14 protein-coding genes, 1 tRNA gene, 1 pseudogene and 1 riboswitch are annotated in these 14,380 nt (G+C 64.5%); of the genes and pseudogenes, 11 read left to right on the forward strand and 5 right to left on the reverse strand.

Translation table 11 applies throughout. The annotated features are described in order from the left end of the window. Nucleotides 1-11 precede the first annotated feature (11 nt). The 3 genes from upp to FA90_RS05355 all read left to right on the forward strand — a co-directional run bounded on the left by upp (nucleotide 12) and on the right by FA90_RS05355 (nucleotide 1,550). Nucleotides 12-662, forward strand: a complete 651-nt coding sequence (gene upp / locus FA90_RS05345; RefSeq protein WP_036166695.1) for a uracil phosphoribosyltransferase — start codon at nucleotides 12-14, stop codon at nucleotides 660-662. 3 nt (nucleotides 663-665) lie between these two features. Then, nucleotides 666-1,049: an Hpt domain-containing protein gene (locus FA90_RS05350; protein ID WP_239700552.1), complete on the forward strand. Its 384-nt coding sequence runs from the start codon at nucleotides 666-668 to the stop codon at nucleotides 1,047-1,049. Nucleotides 1,050-1,346: 297 nt separating this feature from the next. Beyond that, complete coding sequence (locus tag FA90_RS05355; RefSeq protein ID WP_036166698.1) at nucleotides 1,347-1,550, forward strand: cold-shock protein; 204 nt, start codon at nucleotides 1,347-1,349, stop codon at nucleotides 1,548-1,550. A gap of 104 nt (nucleotides 1,551-1,654) precedes the next feature. Here the strand turns inward: FA90_RS05355 and FA90_RS05360 are convergent, their stop codons facing one another. Beyond that, on the reverse strand, nucleotides 1,655-2,563 hold the full coding sequence (locus FA90_RS05360; protein WP_036166703.1) for a LysR family transcriptional regulator: 909 nt from the start codon (nucleotides 2,561-2,563) through the stop codon (nucleotides 1,655-1,657). Nucleotides 2,564-2,729: 166 nt separating this feature from the next. Between FA90_RS05360 and aceB the strand changes: the two genes are divergently transcribed. Further along, nucleotides 2,730-4,319 (forward strand): malate synthase A, encoded by a 1,590-nt coding sequence (aceB, locus tag FA90_RS05365; protein WP_036166706.1) that lies wholly within the window; start codon nucleotides 2,730-2,732, stop codon nucleotides 4,317-4,319. Nucleotides 4,320-4,533: 214 nt separating this feature from the next. On the opposite strand, the gene gloB is transcribed toward aceB, so the two are convergent. After that, nucleotides 4,534-5,343: a hydroxyacylglutathione hydrolase gene (gloB, locus tag FA90_RS05370; protein ID WP_036166709.1), complete on the reverse strand. Its 810-nt coding sequence runs from the start codon at nucleotides 5,341-5,343 to the stop codon at nucleotides 4,534-4,536. A gap of 24 nt (nucleotides 5,344-5,367) precedes the next feature. Here gloB and FA90_RS05375 point away from each other — a divergent pair, with 24 nt between their 5' ends. The 4 genes from FA90_RS05375 (at nucleotide 5,368) to FA90_RS05390 (ending at nucleotide 7,540) form a co-directional block, all read left to right on the forward strand. Continuing rightward, entirely contained in the window at nucleotides 5,368-6,159 is a 792-nt protein-coding gene (locus FA90_RS05375; protein ID WP_036166712.1) for a class I SAM-dependent methyltransferase, read from the forward strand. A gap of 4 nt (nucleotides 6,160-6,163) precedes the next feature. Further along, nucleotides 6,164-6,607 carry a ribonuclease HI gene (gene rnhA, locus FA90_RS05380; protein WP_036166715.1) on the forward strand — a complete coding sequence of 148 codons (444 nt, stop codon included), beginning with the start codon at nucleotides 6,164-6,166 and terminating at the stop codon, nucleotides 6,605-6,607. Between the two features lie 80 nt (nucleotides 6,608-6,687). Continuing rightward, on the forward strand, nucleotides 6,688-7,395 hold the full coding sequence (gene dnaQ, locus FA90_RS05385; RefSeq protein WP_036166718.1) for a DNA polymerase III subunit epsilon: 708 nt from the start codon (nucleotides 6,688-6,690) through the stop codon (nucleotides 7,393-7,395). Between the two features lie 70 nt (nucleotides 7,396-7,465). Next, nucleotides 7,466-7,540 (forward strand) — tRNA-Val (locus FA90_RS05390). Nucleotides 7,541-7,627: 87 nt separating this feature from the next. On the opposite strand, the gene FA90_RS05395 is transcribed toward FA90_RS05390, so the two are convergent. Further along, nucleotides 7,628-8,749, reverse strand: a complete 1,122-nt coding sequence (locus FA90_RS05395; protein ID WP_036166720.1) for an NAD(P)-dependent alcohol dehydrogenase — start codon at nucleotides 8,747-8,749, stop codon at nucleotides 7,628-7,630. A 278-nt stretch (nucleotides 8,750-9,027) separates the two neighbouring features. Continuing rightward, nucleotides 9,028-9,133, forward strand: a riboswitch (TPP riboswitch). A gap of 70 nt (nucleotides 9,134-9,203) precedes the next feature. Here FA90_RS05395 and FA90_RS05400 point away from each other — a divergent pair. From FA90_RS05400 to FA90_RS05410, 3 genes and pseudogenes are all read left to right on the forward strand, one after another. Then, nucleotides 9,204-10,478 carry a D-amino acid dehydrogenase gene (locus tag FA90_RS05400; RefSeq protein WP_036166723.1) on the forward strand — a complete coding sequence of 425 codons (1,275 nt, stop codon included), beginning with the start codon at nucleotides 9,204-9,206 and terminating at the stop codon, nucleotides 10,476-10,478. Between the two features lie 20 nt (nucleotides 10,479-10,498). Continuing rightward, nucleotides 10,499-10,888: pseudogene (locus FA90_RS05405) on the forward strand (cupin domain-containing protein); the annotation flags it as partial. A 173-nt stretch (nucleotides 10,889-11,061) separates the two neighbouring features. Continuing rightward, nucleotides 11,062-11,706: an NUDIX hydrolase gene (locus tag FA90_RS05410; protein ID WP_036166725.1), complete on the forward strand. Its 645-nt coding sequence runs from the start codon at nucleotides 11,062-11,064 to the stop codon at nucleotides 11,704-11,706. Nucleotides 11,707-11,819: 113 nt separating this feature from the next. Here FA90_RS05410 and FA90_RS05415 read toward each other — a convergent pair whose 3' ends face one another. Then, complete coding sequence (locus tag FA90_RS05415; RefSeq protein ID WP_036166729.1) at nucleotides 11,820-13,253, reverse strand: sugar porter family MFS transporter; 1,434 nt, start codon at nucleotides 13,251-13,253, stop codon at nucleotides 11,820-11,822. 276 nt (nucleotides 13,254-13,529) lie between these two features. Then, entirely contained in the window at nucleotides 13,530-14,375 is an 846-nt protein-coding gene (locus FA90_RS05420; RefSeq protein WP_036166732.1) for a universal stress protein, read from the reverse strand. Nucleotides 14,376-14,380: the final 5 nt, after the last annotated feature.

A 14,380-nucleotide genomic window follows, 5' to 3' on the forward strand; every position in this document is an offset into this window, starting at 1 on the left:
CGAACCTGACAATGAAACAAGATTCGCGTTTTCCTAACCTGTTCATCCTGGACCATCCCCTGATTCAGCACAAGCTGTCGCACATGCGCGACCGCTGCACCTCGACGCGCACGTTCCGCGAGCTGCTCAGGGAGATCACGCTGCTGATGGGTTATGAAATCACGCGCGACCTGCCGCTGACCACGCGCGAAATCGAGACGCCGCTGATGACGGTCGATGCCCCGGTCATCGCCGGCAAGAAGCTGGCGATCGTGCCGATCCTGCGCGCCGGCGTCGGCATGAGCGACGGCCTGCTGGAACTGGTGCCGTCGGCGCGTGTCGGTCATATCGGCGTGTTCCGCGACCCGGCCACGCACCATCCGGTCGAGTACCTGGTGCGCCTGCCGGACACCGACGCCCGCACGTTCATCCTGTGCGATCCGATGGTCGCGACCGGCAACTCGGCCGTGTACGCGGTCGACGTGCTGAAAAAGCGCGGCGTGGCCGACGACCAGATCATCTTCCTGGCGCTGGTCGCGGCGCCGGAAGGGGTTGAGGTGTTCCACAAGGCGCACCCGGACGTCAAGCTGTACGTGGCTTCGCTCGACAGCCACCTGAACGAACACGCCTACATCATTCCCGGCCTGGGCGACGCCGGCGACCGCATCTTCGGCACTAAGTAAGCGATGTCGTTCATGCGCGCCGAGGCCGATGCCGACTTCTTCGCCCGCCTGTCGGTATTGAACGACAAGTTCGCCGCCAGCCTGCCGGACACGCTGGGACGGCTGGCAGACGCACGCGCGCGCCTGGATCCGGCAGCGCCGAGCGCGACGCTGGTCGGCGAGATGCACGCGCTGCTGCACACGCTGGCCGGCTCGGCCGCGACCTTCGGCTTCCGCATGCTCGGCCAGCAGGCGCGCGTGCTGGAGCAGCGCATGCGCGTGTTCACGACTTTCGACGCGGTCGCGCCGCAGGACTGGGAGGATTGGCTGGCGCAGCTGGACGTGTTCGTCAGCTGGGGTCGGGCCGATCCCAAATCGGCGTATCCCAGCGATGAGTCTGCTGTTTAGATTCCGCACAAGAAGATTGTCCAAAAGTCGTTTGATCTAAGACAAACTTCTGCCGTGTCGATGACCTATATTCTGCGTACTGCCGACGCAAATCGACGGGGATGAAAGTTGACGGAGATAAATCAACAGGACATGCCGTCTTTATTTTGCGAAAACCGTGTATATTCGGTTTTATTCGGTATAATACGGGATCGTTGGATTCGAGGTAGCAGTGCAGTTAGTCTGTCATTTGTTTCTTGCTTCTTCAAACGATCGTAAACGGGTGAAAACCCACTTCAACTGAAATAGGAAATTGTAATGGCAACTGGCATCGTAAAATGGTTCAATGACTCCAAAGGCTTCGGCTTCATCACCCCGGACGAAGGCGGCGAAGATCTGTTCGCTCACTTCTCGGCTATCCAGAGCCAGGGCTTCAAGTCGCTGCAGGAAAACCAGCGCGTCTCGTTCGACGTGACCTCGGGTCCGAAAGGCAAGCAAGCATCCAACATCCAGCCGCTGTAATACGCTGAATTGTTAGGCAAAAAATCCTCGGAGTTTCCGGGGATTTTTTTTGCCTGTTAGAATCATCTGGAATACCGTTTGCTCAGCCTTTGCAAGCGGACTCATCAAAACGATTCGCGCCAGTAATCCGGCCGTGAATACGCATGGCGCAAAAAATCGACGAACACGCGTATCCTCAGCGGCAAATGGCGGCGCTGCGCAAACACGGCATGGATATCGTTGCCGGGCGCCGCGAAATCGTCCAGCACCGGCACCAGGCGCCCGGCCTCGATATCGGCGCTGACTTCCCACAGCGAACGCCAGGCCAGGCCGCGGCCGGCCAGCGCCCATGCGTGCAGCACTGCGCCATCGTTGCATTCCATATTGCCCGATACCTTGAGCGTGACGACCTTGCCGTCCTCGCTGAAGCTCCAGCCGCGCTGGCTGCCGGCGCGGCCGATCGCCAGGCAGTTGTGGCGCGCCAGCTCATCCAGGCTGCGCGGCGTGCCGTGGCGCTTCAGGTAGGCCGGCGCAGCCACCACCACGCGCCGGTTGTCGGCCAGCTTGACGCCGACCAGGTTCGAATCTTCCAGCGTGGCGATGCGGATCGCCACGTCGACGCCTTCGCCGATCACGTCGACCACGCGGTCGTTCAGGTTCAGGTCGAGCGTGACTTCGCGGTGTTCGAGCAGGAAAGAGGGCACCAGCGGGGCCACGTGCAGGCGCCCGAAGCCGGCCGGCGCGGACACCAGCAAATGCCCGCTGGCATGCGCGCTGCGCTCGGACACGGCGGCTTCGGCTTCCGCCAGTTCGGCCAGGATGCGCTGGCAATCCTCGAGGAAGGCGGCGCCTTCGTCGGTCAGGGCGAGCTTGCGTGTCGTGCGCTGCAGCAGCTTGACCCCGAGACGCGCTTCGAGCGCATCCAAACGCCGTCCGATCATGGCGGGCGCGATGCCTTCCGCGCGCGCGGCCGCGGACAGGCTCCCGCGCGCGATGACTTCGACGAAGGTGGAAATCTGGCGAAATTGTCCCATGCGAACTCTCCATGTGCGGCCCCCGCATCACTTCATCTGTGACGAAAACGCACAGATGAATGTATTTTTTGTCTCGTTTAGGTGAGCGGAAGTGAATATACTTGACCGTATGGCAAACGCCAAGCGGTTCGACCATTCATTATTCAAACCAGAACAGGAGCACACGATGACCATTGCCACCCCAGCAGGAATGGAAATCCGCGGCGCGATGCAGCCCGGCTACGAAAATATCCTCACCCCGGAGGCGCTCGCTCTGGTCGCCAAGCTGAGCCGTGAATTCGAGCCGCGCCGCCAGCAGTTGCTGGCCGCCCGCGTCGAGCGCACCCAGCGCCTGGACGCCGGCGAGCGCCCCGACTTCCTGCCCGAGACCGAGCACATCCGCAACGGCGACTGGAAGATCGCCCCGATCCCGCAGGCGCTGGAATGCCGCCGCGTCGAAATCACCGGTCCGGTCGAGCGCAAGATGGTCATCAACGCCCTCAATTCCGGCGCGGACAGCTACATGACCGACTTCGAGGATTCGAACACGCCCAACTGGGACAATCAGATCACGGGCCAGCTTAATATGGTCGACGCCGTGCGCCGTACGATTGCGCTGGAACAGAACGGCAAGCAGTACAAGCTGAACGACAAGGTGGCGACCTTGGTCGTGCGTCCGCGCGGCTGGCACCTCGACGAAAAGCACGTGCTGGTGGACGGCAAGCGCGTCTCCGGCGGCATCTTCGACTTCGCGCTGTACATGTTCCACAACGCCAAGGAGCTGCTGGGCCGCGGCGCCGGTCCGTATTTCTACCTGCCGAAGATGGAATCGCACCTGGAAGCGCGCCTGTGGAATGACATCTTCGTGATGACGCAGGACGAGCTCGGCCTGCCGCAGGGCACGATCAAGGCGACCGTGCTGATCGAAACGATCCTGGCCGCCTTCGAGATGGACGAGATCCTGTACGAACTGCGCGAGCACAGCGCTGGCCTGAACGCCGGCCGCTGGGACTACATCTTCTCATGCATCAAGAAATTCAAGCTGGACAAGAACTTCTGCCTGGCCGACCGTCCGAAAGTGACGATGACCGCGCCGTTCATGCGCGCGTATGCGCTGCTCTTGCTCAAGACCTGCCACAAGCGCGGCGCGCCGGCAATCGGCGGCATGTCTGCGCTGATTCCAATCAAGAACGATCCGGAAAAGAATGCGACTGCGATGGCTGGCGTCATCGGCGACAAGTCGCGCGACGCTACCGACGGCTACGACGGCGGCTGGGTGGCCCACCCGGGACTGGTCGAGGCGTCCATGGCCGAGTTCAAGAAAATACTCGGCGATAAGCCGAACCAGATCGAGAAGCAGCGCCCGGACGTCGAAGTCACGGCGGCGCAGTTGCTCGACTTCAAGCCGGAAGCGCCGATCACCGAGGCCGGCCTGCGCTACAACATCAACGTCGGCATCCATTACCTGGGCGCCTGGCTGGCCGGCAATGGCTGCGTGCCGATCCACAACCTGATGGAAGACGCGGCCACCGCCGAGATCAGCCGGGCCCAGGTCTGGCAGTGGATCCGCACGCCGAAGGGTGTGCTCGACGATGGCCGCAAGGTCACGGCCGAGATGGTGCGCGCGATGATCCCGGAAGAACTGGCCAAGGTGAAAGAGGCGGCGCCGAACGGCGACAACCCGAGCTACGCACGCGCGGCCCAGATCTTCGAGCAGATGTCGCTGTCGGATGATTTCGCCGAGTTCCTGACGCTGCCGCTGTACGAAGAAATCTGATCGAAGAAATCGGATGCGCGGCGGGACGGCTGGGCCGATGTTGGCATGCGCGGTCAACAGGCCGGCGAACAGCACCGGCACCAGCACCAGCACCAGCTCGGCGCCGGCCGCCTCGATGCGGCCGCTGTCCTGCAGCGCCAGCCAGACGTAAGGGCTGACCGGATCGACGTAGCATTCAACTTCGTGCATGGCGATCGGTCTGATGCGTTAGGCCTCAGAAGACGTTCTTCCACTCACGCAGCGCGGCAAAGGCGTTGACCGGATCGGCGTTCGTGGACAGCTTGCCGGCCGCCACCAGGCTGTCGAGCACGCCCGGCGCGCGCACGCGCAGGAAGGGATTGGTCGACTTTTCGATCGCGATCGTCGACGGGATGGTCGGCAGATGGGTGCCGCGCTTTTCGCTGTCGGCCACCAGGCGCAGCTGCACGGCCTGGTTGCCCGGTTCGACCGCCTCGGCAAAGCGCAGATTCGACAGCGTGTACTCGTGGGCGCAATACACCAGCGTGTCGTCGGGCAGGGCGGCCAGCTTGGCCAGCGACGCCATCATCTGCGCCGGCGTGCCTTCGAACAGGCGGCCGCAGCCGGCGCCGAACAGCGTATCGCCGCAGAACAGCCAATGCGTGTCCTCGCCATCTTCGCCATCGCTGCGCACGTAGGCGATGTGGCCGCGGGTGTGGCCCGGCACCTCCAGCACCGACAATTCCAGCGCGAGGCCGGGCACGGCGATGCGGTCGCCTTCGTCGAGCGGATGCGTTACCGCGGCAATGCCGTCGTTTCTCGGACCAAACACCGGCACCGGGCTGTGCGCGAGCAAAGCCGGGACGCCGCCCGTGTGGTCAGCATGATGATGGGTGAGTAGAATGGCGGTGAGGGTCAGTCCATTGACACGCAGGGCCTCGAGGATGGGGCCGGCATCGCCGGGGTCGACGACCGCCGCATGCGCGCCGTCATGGATGAGCCAGAGATAGTTGTCCTTGAATGCAGGAACGGTCAATACCGAAAGATTGCGGGGCGATGAAGGCATGGGTGGGATCGTAAAAGGGAAGGCATGGACAGCGCAGCATCCGAAAAATCCATTATAGCGCTCGACCGCTGGCTGCAATCGCCGGCGGGGGCGTACGTGCGCGCGTGGGAGCAGGCCTGCCTGGACGAGCTGACCGCCGACATCTTCGGCTTCAACGCCGTCCAGATCGGCGTGCCGCAGATCGACGCGCTGGCGGCCAACCGCATGCCCAACAAATGGCAGGCGGCGACGCGCACCTCGACGGCGGACGAGCTGGCCTATGCCCGCAACAACAAGCAGATCGCGGTGGCGCTCGACTTCGCCGACCTGCCGTTCGCGTCGCAAAGCCTGGACCTGGTGGTGCTGCCGCATGTGCTGGAATTTGCCGCCGAACCGCACCAGGTGCTGCGCGAGGTCGAGCGCGTCCTGATCCCGGAAGGGCAATTGATCATCTGCGGCTTCAATCCGGCCAGCATGTGGGGCGTGCGCCAGGGCATGGGGCGCATCACCAGCAGCAATTACCTGCCGACAGCGGGCGAGTTCATCTCTATGCTGCGCCTGAAAGACTGGTTAAAATTGCTCAACCTTGGGGTGACGCGCAGCCATTTCGGGTGTTATGCGCCGCCATTTCGCAGCAGCCAGTGGCTGGAGCGCTTCCACTTCGTCGAAGGCGCCGGGCAGCGCTGGTGGCCGTATTTCGGCGCGGTCTACATCATCCACGCCATCAAGCGCGTCAAGGGCATGCACCTGATCGGCCCGGCCTGGAACAAGAAGTCGAGCCGGGCGCCGCAGGCGGTGCCGGCCACCAACCGTAACGAACGCAACAAATCATCATAAGAACATGACAACCAAAGTAGAGATTTTTACCGACGGCGCCTGCAAGGGAAACCCAGGCACCGGCGGCTGGGGCGCGCTCCTCGTGGCCGATGGCGGCCATGAAAAGGAAATCTTCGGCGGCGAGCCGAACACCACCAACAACCGCATGGAATTGCGCGCCGTGATCGAGGCGCTGGGCGTGCTCAACCGCCCGTGCCACGTGGTGCTGCACACCGACAGCCAGTACGTGCAGAAGGGCATCTCGGAATGGATCCACGGCTGGAAGGCGCGCGGCTGGAAGACCTCGGCCAAGGAGCCGGTCAAGAACGACGACCTGTGGAAGGCGCTCGACTCGGCCCAGCAGCAGCACGCGGTCGAATGGCGCTGGGTGCGCGGCCACAACGGCCATCCGGGCAACGAGCGGGCCGACGCACTGGCCAACATGGGCGCCGCCTCGGTGCGCCGCTGAGCGCCCGGGCCTGCGCCGCCGCGCCGTGTTTGGTACAATAACTCTTTGATTTTCTTTGCGAATTCGTATTCTCTAAGCGCATGCGCCAAATCGTCCTCGATACCGAAACCACCGGTTTCAACCCGCGCACCGGCGACCGCATCGTCGAAGTCGGCTGCGTCGAAATCTTCAACCGCAAGCTGACCGGTAATAATTTCCACCGCTACGTCAACCCCGAACGCGAGTCCGACGAGGGCGCGCTGGCGGTGCACGGCCTGACCACGGAATTCCTGAGCGATAAGCCGAAGTTCCATGAGATCGCCGAAGAGCTGCGCGCCTTTTGCGCCGACGCCGAAATCATCATTCACAACGCGCCGTTCGACCTGGCCTTCCTGAACTACCAGTTCGAACTGGCCGGCCTGCCGCCGTTCGTCAAGCATTGCCGCAGCGTGATCGATACCCTGGTGCACGCGAAGGAACTGCACCCGGGCAAGCGGAACTCGCTGGATGCGCTGTGCGACCGTTACGGCATCTCGAACGCCCACCGCAAGCTGCACGGCGCGCTGCTCGACTCCGAACTGCTGGCCGACGTCTACCTGGCGATGACCCGTGGCCAGAATACGCTGTCGATGGACGTGGAAGTCGAAGCGGCCGGCGGCGATACACCCGTCGAAGCTGGCCCGCTGGGCGAGATCCTGGTGCTGTCGGCCAGCGTGGACGAACTCGCGTCGCACGACGAGTTGCTGGCCGCGCTCGACAAAGGCGTCAAAGGCGAATGTGTTTGGAGAAAATATTCTCTGCAGGGGTGACAAAACGCAAAAGTCCCCCTATAATGCTCGTCATTGCAGCGACACAATCGCAGCAAAGCAGTAAAAAGTAGGGCGGTTAGCTCAGGGGTAGAGCACAGCATTCACACTGCTGGGGTCGCAAGTTCGAAACTTGCACCGCCCACCAGAATTCAGCGAAAAGGCCGGCAGAGATGCTGGCCTTTTTGTTTTTCCATTTCCGTGTTGCCTCGGCCGCCACCGACCCATCGCCGTCTCAGGGAATCCGGACGATCGGTTTCAGCGTGCTGCCTTTTTCGCTGTCTTCGGCTGCCTGGTTGATCTGGTCGAACGCATAGAACTTCACCAGTTTGTCGAACGGGAAGCGGCCTTGCATGAACAGATCCACCAGCTGCGGAATGAAGATGTCGGGTACGCTGTCGCCTTCGACGATGCCGAAGATGTGCTTGCAGTTCTGCATCAGGTCATTCACGTCGAGCGCGAGGTCGGTGCCCGGCTTCGAGGCCCCGGCGATCCCGCATTTGCCGCGCGGCCTGAGGGCCAGGACCGCCGAGCGGATGACGGGAGCGATACCGGTCGAATCCAGCGCGAAATCGACGCCGCTGCCGGTGACCTGGCGGATCACCTCGACCGGATTCTGCTCGCGGCTGTTGATGACGTGGGTTGCGCCGAGCTCCCTGGCCAGCTCCAGCCGTGAGGGCACGACATCGATGGCGAAGATAATTGTCGCACCGGACGCGCGTGCCGCGAGCACGGCGCTCAAGCCCACCGCACCGCCGCCGAAGGCCGCGAAACTGCTGCCCGGGCCGACTTTGAGGGCATTGATCACGGCGCCCGCACCGGTCTGGATGCCGCAGCCCAGCGGCCCCAGCAGCTCCAGTGGAGCATCCTGGCGGACCTTGATCACGTTGCGCTCGTTGGCGATGGCGTACTGGCCGAAGGACGACTGGCCGAAGAAGCGATCGTTCAGTACCTCTTGCTCGTGATCGTGCAGGGCGTGCGAGCCGTCGTGGCGCTGACCGGAAAAATTCAGGTCGTTGAAGCGCTCGCAACTGGCTGGGGCGCCTTCTTCGCAAGGCCGGCAATAGCCGCACGAGAGGAAGGTCAGCACGACATGGTCGCCGGGCGCCACCTTCCTGACCGAGGGACCGACGGCATCGACTACGCCAGCGCCCTCGTGCCCGAGTACGATCGGCTGCGGGACCGGGTACATCTGGTCGCGGGCGACCATGTCGGTATGGCACATGCCGGTGGCGACGACGCGCACGCGCACCTCGTCGTCGCGCAGATCCAGCAGGCCGACGTTTTCCAGAACGAACGGACCGCCTTGCTGCCGTACGACCGCGGCCTGAAAGCTGTCGCGGGAAATATCATTCATCGTGTTTGCTCCTGAAGTCGGCAATTACGAGGCGGCCCGGTTGGCCGGTAGCGCCAGTCACTGCAATCGTCATGTTGTACTCCTCGAAGGGTTCGATGCGGACGCCGCCTGATTATATGAACACAACTTCCGGTATGGAGGCGCGCACGAATATGGGTTACCGCATCCAGGACCTTTTCCGAGCGCCTCATGTCGAGTACGCGAGTCGCTCGCGAGGAATTGCCATTTGCCAATCACGTCACCCATGCGTACACTTGCCCCACCGTTGCGCGAGCGACGGCAAAAGCTAGGGGTCCTGTGTCGTCCAGTCCGACGCGCGGGTGAGAGAGTCCCTTCGAACCTGATCTGGGTAATGCCAGCGAAGGGAAGCTCGAGAAGCCTGTGCGGACTGCCCGCTGACCATTCTTCTGCGCCCCTGCTGGATCGCCAGTCCTTTGCGATTTGAGGAGTGAACTTGAACGTCATCGTGTTGGGAGCGGGCGTGGTCGGCACGGCCTCGGCGTGGTACTTGCGCCAGGCGGGTCACGACGTGACCGTGCTCGAACGCCAGGGCGGTCCGGCGCTGGAAACGAGTTTCGCGAACGGCTGCCAGATCTCGGTCTCGCATGCCGAGCCGTGGTCCAATCCCGCCAGCCTGCTCAAGGTGCTGCGCTCGCTCGGGCGCGAGGACGCGCCGCTGCTGTTTCGCCTGCGCGCCGATCCGCTGCAATGGCGCTGGTGCCTACGGTTCCTGCGCGAATGCCGGCCGGCGCGGGTCGCCGCCAACCTGCGCCAGATCGTCGCACTGGCCGACTACAGCCGCCGCAGCCTGCAGGCGTTGCGGGCGGAAACGGGGATCGAATACGACAACCTGGCGCGCGGCATCCTGCACTTTTATACCGACCAACAGGAATTCGACAAGGCCTGCCGCGCCGCGGCGGCGATGCGCGCACTGGGCTGCCCGCGCATGACGATCGATGCCGACGAGGCGGTGCGGCTCGAACCGGCATTGGGCGCGGCGCGCCCCAGGCTGGTCGGCGCCGATTTCACGGCGACCGACGAATCCGGCGACGTCTACAAGTTCACCGCGCAGCTGGCGGCCCGGAGCGAGACCATGGGTGTTCGTTTTCGCTACAACACGACCGTGACGCGCCTGCTGGTCGACGCCGGCCGGGTGGAGGGCGTCGAGGTCATCGACGGCGAAGGCCGGCACCGGGTGCTGCATGCCGACGCCGTGGTCGTCGCCCTCGGCAGTTTTTCGCCGGTGCTGCTCGCGCCGCTGGGGCTCAAGCTGATGATCTATCCCGGCAAGGGCTATTCGGCGACCTATCCGGTCATCGATCCGGCCGCGGCGCCGACGGTGTCGCTGACCGACGACGGCCACAAGCTCGTCATGTCGCGGCTGGGATCGCGCCTGCGCGTGGCCGGCACCTGCGAGTTGAGCGGCTATTCGCGTGAACTGAACACGGTGCGCTGCGAAGCGATCACGAACCGGGTGCGCGCACTGTTCCCCGATGCCTGCGACTACACGCAGGCCAGCTACTGGGCCGGCCTGCGGCCGCTGAGGCCGTCGAACGTGCCCTATGTCGGCAGGACGCGCTATGCCAACCTGTACCTCAATACCGGTCACGGCACGCTTGGCTGGACGATGAGTTGCGGCTCGGGGCGGGCGCTGGCCGATATCGTGTCGGGACGCCGGCCGGACCTCGAGTTCGGATTTTCGCTAGACTTACGGAACCGTCTTCCCTAGCCAGGCCATGCTTGTCAATGCTGCTTATTAATGCCGATTTCTCCTTGCCCGCGATCGTCACGCCGGACGACTATCGCTGGGTCGAGTCGCCCCAGGGCGGCGTCAGCCGGGTCATGCTCGACCGCGTGGGTGCAGAGCAGGGCCGTGCGACCAGCATCGTCCGCTATGCGCCCGATTCCTTCTTTCCCCGCCATCAGCACACCGGCGGCGAGGAGATTCTCGTCCTGTCCGGCACGTTCTCGGACGACCAGGGACAGTATCCGGCCGGCTGGTACCTGCGCAATCCTCCCGGCTCGAGCCGCCAGCCGTTCAGCGTCGACGGCCCCCTCATTTTCGTCAAGCTGCGCCAGATGGCCGCGTGCGAGCACCGCCCCATGCGTATCGATACCGGCGACGCATCGAACTGGCGGCGCCTGAAGCACCTGCGTCCAGAATATTTGCAACTAACCGACACCCACCGATAACACCAGCTGGGCCGGCAAGAACGGCGGCGGCGCTCGATCGGGCGTCCACCCGCGTGACGTCTGATATAGTCCTTGCCTCCTTCTTGAATCGAATTGGCCGTACCTGAAAACGAGAACGCATGGAAGAAGCGTGGACCTATCATCCCCAGCTCGACGAGCATGGCCGCAAGCACCGCATTCATGCGCCGTCCTGCGAAGCCAATCTGGCAAACCTGGCGGACGCGCAAGCCGGCCTGACCTTCATCCCCGGCAGCACCTGCGCGCGCATGCTCAACGGGGTGGAACTGACCCGTTGCACGCAATCCGAGATCGACCACGCACTCAAGCAGGCGAGCACGGGGCCGAGCGTGGCCGCGCCGCCTCATCTGGCGCCGGCCGGGATGCGTGCGGCTGCCGGCGCGGTCGTGCTGGAACCGGACGGCAGGATCTGGCTGGTCGCGCCGTCGAACGGCTTTGGCGGCTACCAGGCCACGTTCCCGAAAGGCCGCGTCGAGCCTGGCGCGTCGCTGCAGGCGACCGCGATCAAGGAAATCTGGGAAGAGTCGGGTCTGCTGGTGGCGCTGACTGCATACCTTGGCGACTTCAGCCGCACGCAAACGTTCACCCGGTTTTATCTGGCGCGCCGGGTCGGCGGGCACCCGGCCGACATGGGGTGGGAATCGCAGGCGGTCCACCTGGTCACGCCGGCGCGCGCGCGCCAGCTGTTGAACCGGGAAACCGACCATGCCGTGCTGGACGCCGTGGCCGTGTTCATGGCCCGATGAATGCGGCGCCATAAAAAAAGGCCGTTGACGATGCGCAATCCATCATCAACGGCCTTGTCGTTGGCGGCCAAGGCGCAGCGCCCCGGCCAGGCACGCGGCGCTGCCGAGCGTCCTCAGCCTTCCATCTGCTCCAGTTCCTTGCCGCGCGTTTCTTGCACGCTGCGCACCACGAAATAGATCGACACCACGGCGGCCAGGGTGTACAGGCCGTAGGCGCCGGCCAGGCCGATGCTGGTGAGCAGGATCGGGAAGGTCACGGTGATCAGGAAATTGGCCGTCCACTGGGCCGCGCCGGCGACCGCCAGGCCCGAACCGCGGATCTGGTTGGGGAACATTTCGCCGAGCATCACCCACACCACCGGGCCCCAGGACACGTTGAAGAAGATCACGTAGACGTTTGCCGCGACCAGGGCCAGCACACCCATCGTGCCGGACATCGCCAGTTTGCCGCCGGCGTCGATCGAGGCGCTGGCAAAAGCGAGCGTGACCAGGCCGAGCGTCACCGCCATGCCGATCGAGCCGACCCACAGCAGCGGCTTGCGGCCGATGCGGTCGATCAGGAACACGGTGACGATGCAGGCGCCGATGCTCAGGCTGCCCGACAGCACGTTGATCAGCAAGGCGTCGTTTTCAGAAAAGCCGACCGCCTGCCACAGCACGGCGCCGTAGTAGAACACCACGTTGATGCCGACCAGCTGCTGGAAGGTCGCCAGGCCGATGCCGACCCAGACGATCGGGCGCAGCTTGCCGGTCGCCTTGCTGACCAGGTCCGACAAGCGCGGACGGTGATGGTCCTCCGACAGCGACACGTCGATCGCGGCGAATTTTTCGCGTGCCGAGGCGGCGCCGTACAGGCGCTCCAGCACGGCCAGCGCCTCGTCCTTGCGCTTCTTGACGACCAGGAAGCGCGGGCTTTCCGGGATCGTCAGCAGCAGCAGCAGGAACAGCGCGGAGGGCACCGCCATCATCCAGAACATCCAGCGCCAAGCTTCCTGGCCCAGCCACAGCACGCCGACCGAGCTGCCGGCCGCCTTGGCCAGCACGTAATTGCTCAGGAACGCGCAGGTCAGGCCGCTGATGATGGCGATCTGCTGGATCGTCGCCAGACGGCCGCGGTAGCGGGCCGAGGCCACTTCGGCGATGTAGGCCGGCGACATCACGCTGGCCGCGCCGACGGCGAAGCCGCCCAGCACACGCGCGCACACGAAGACGACCGAACTGGTCGCAAAGCCCGCGCCCAGCGCCGACACCAGGAACATCAGCGACGAGATCAGCAGCACGGTACGGCGTCCCCAGCGGTCGCCCAGGCGACCGGCGGAGAAGGCGCCGACGGCGCAGCCCAGCAGCATCGAAGCGACTTCGAATCCGAGCTCGGCGGAGGTGGAATGGAAGGCCTGCTTCAGGCCGTCGACGGTACCGTTGATGACGCCGCTGTCGAATCCGAACAGGAAACCGCCGATGGTGGCGACGCAGCTGATCAGAATGATGAGGCGGGTGTTTTCCGCCTCCGGAAGGGTACGGGTGCTCTCCAGAGCAACGCTGTTCATAAATGTCTCCTGGGTTTGTTATTGCGTTGGCGATGCATGTTTAACATTCCCTACCATTAAACACATAGCGCTAACATATCCGTTGAGTCTCGCCGGTTTTGATGCTCGTGTCAAATGTTTAAGACGCAATACAGCCCGGGGTATGATGGTCGAGGCAGCAGGCCGATTGCCGCGTAGCAATTTACGCGCTGGTCGGCCGGCTTCACGCTTTTCCGTGAAAGGCAATAACCGGACGCGCCAGCGGATGTTCGAATGGGGGGATGCCCGACAAGCTCTTCAGTGCGCCAGCAGCAGCGGCGCCGGCGCACGCTCGAGCAGCTCGCGCGTGGCGCCGCCCAGCACCCACTCGCGCAAGCGGCTGTGGCCGTAGGCGCCGCTGACCATCAGGCCGGCGCCGCAGTTGCGCGCGATGCCGGCCAAGGCGTCGCCGACCGTCGCCCGGGTGCGCTCGACCACCACCTCGACCTTCACACCGTGGCGCGCCAGGTACAGCGCCATGTCGGCGCCCGGTTCTTCGCCGTGCAGCTCGGACAGCTCGTTCGGATTGACCAGCGCCAGCTTGACGCCGTCCGCCGCCTGCAGCAGCGGCAGGGCCGCTTGCATCGCGCGCAGCGCGCACATGCCGCCATCCCAGCCGACCACCGCCGTCCCGGGCAGCACCGCGCCCTGCCAGGCGCCGGGCACCAGCAGGACCGGACGCACGCCGTGAAGGGCCACGCGCTCGGGCAGGCCGCGCACGCGCGCACCCAGGCCGGCGCGTGGGCTGGCGTCGTCGTCCTGGCTGAGCACGATCAGGTCGGCGTAGCGCGACTGCATCAGCAGCGCGTAGTCGGCGATGTCCTCGACCGGGCGCGCCTCGTACGATGCCACCCCGAGCGCGGCGGCCTGGACGGTGAACGCGCGCAGGCGCTCGGCGGCGGACTCGCGCAGGGCGGTGAAATCGTCGGCAGGAATGGGCGCGCCGGCCGAACCGGTCAGCAGCGCGAAATCCATCCAGGAGATGCCGGTGGCGGCGCTGCCGACCAGGTGCGCGCCGTGCGCATCGGCGAGCATGGCTGCGGCGCGCAGCCGGCTGGACTGATGCGGGCCGCCGTCGATGTAAACCAGGATCGTCTTGTACATGACGG

It is taken from the genome of Massilia sp. 9096 (genome assembly GCF_000745265.1).
Taxonomy (GTDB): domain Bacteria; phylum Pseudomonadota; class Gammaproteobacteria; order Burkholderiales; family Burkholderiaceae_D; genus Telluria.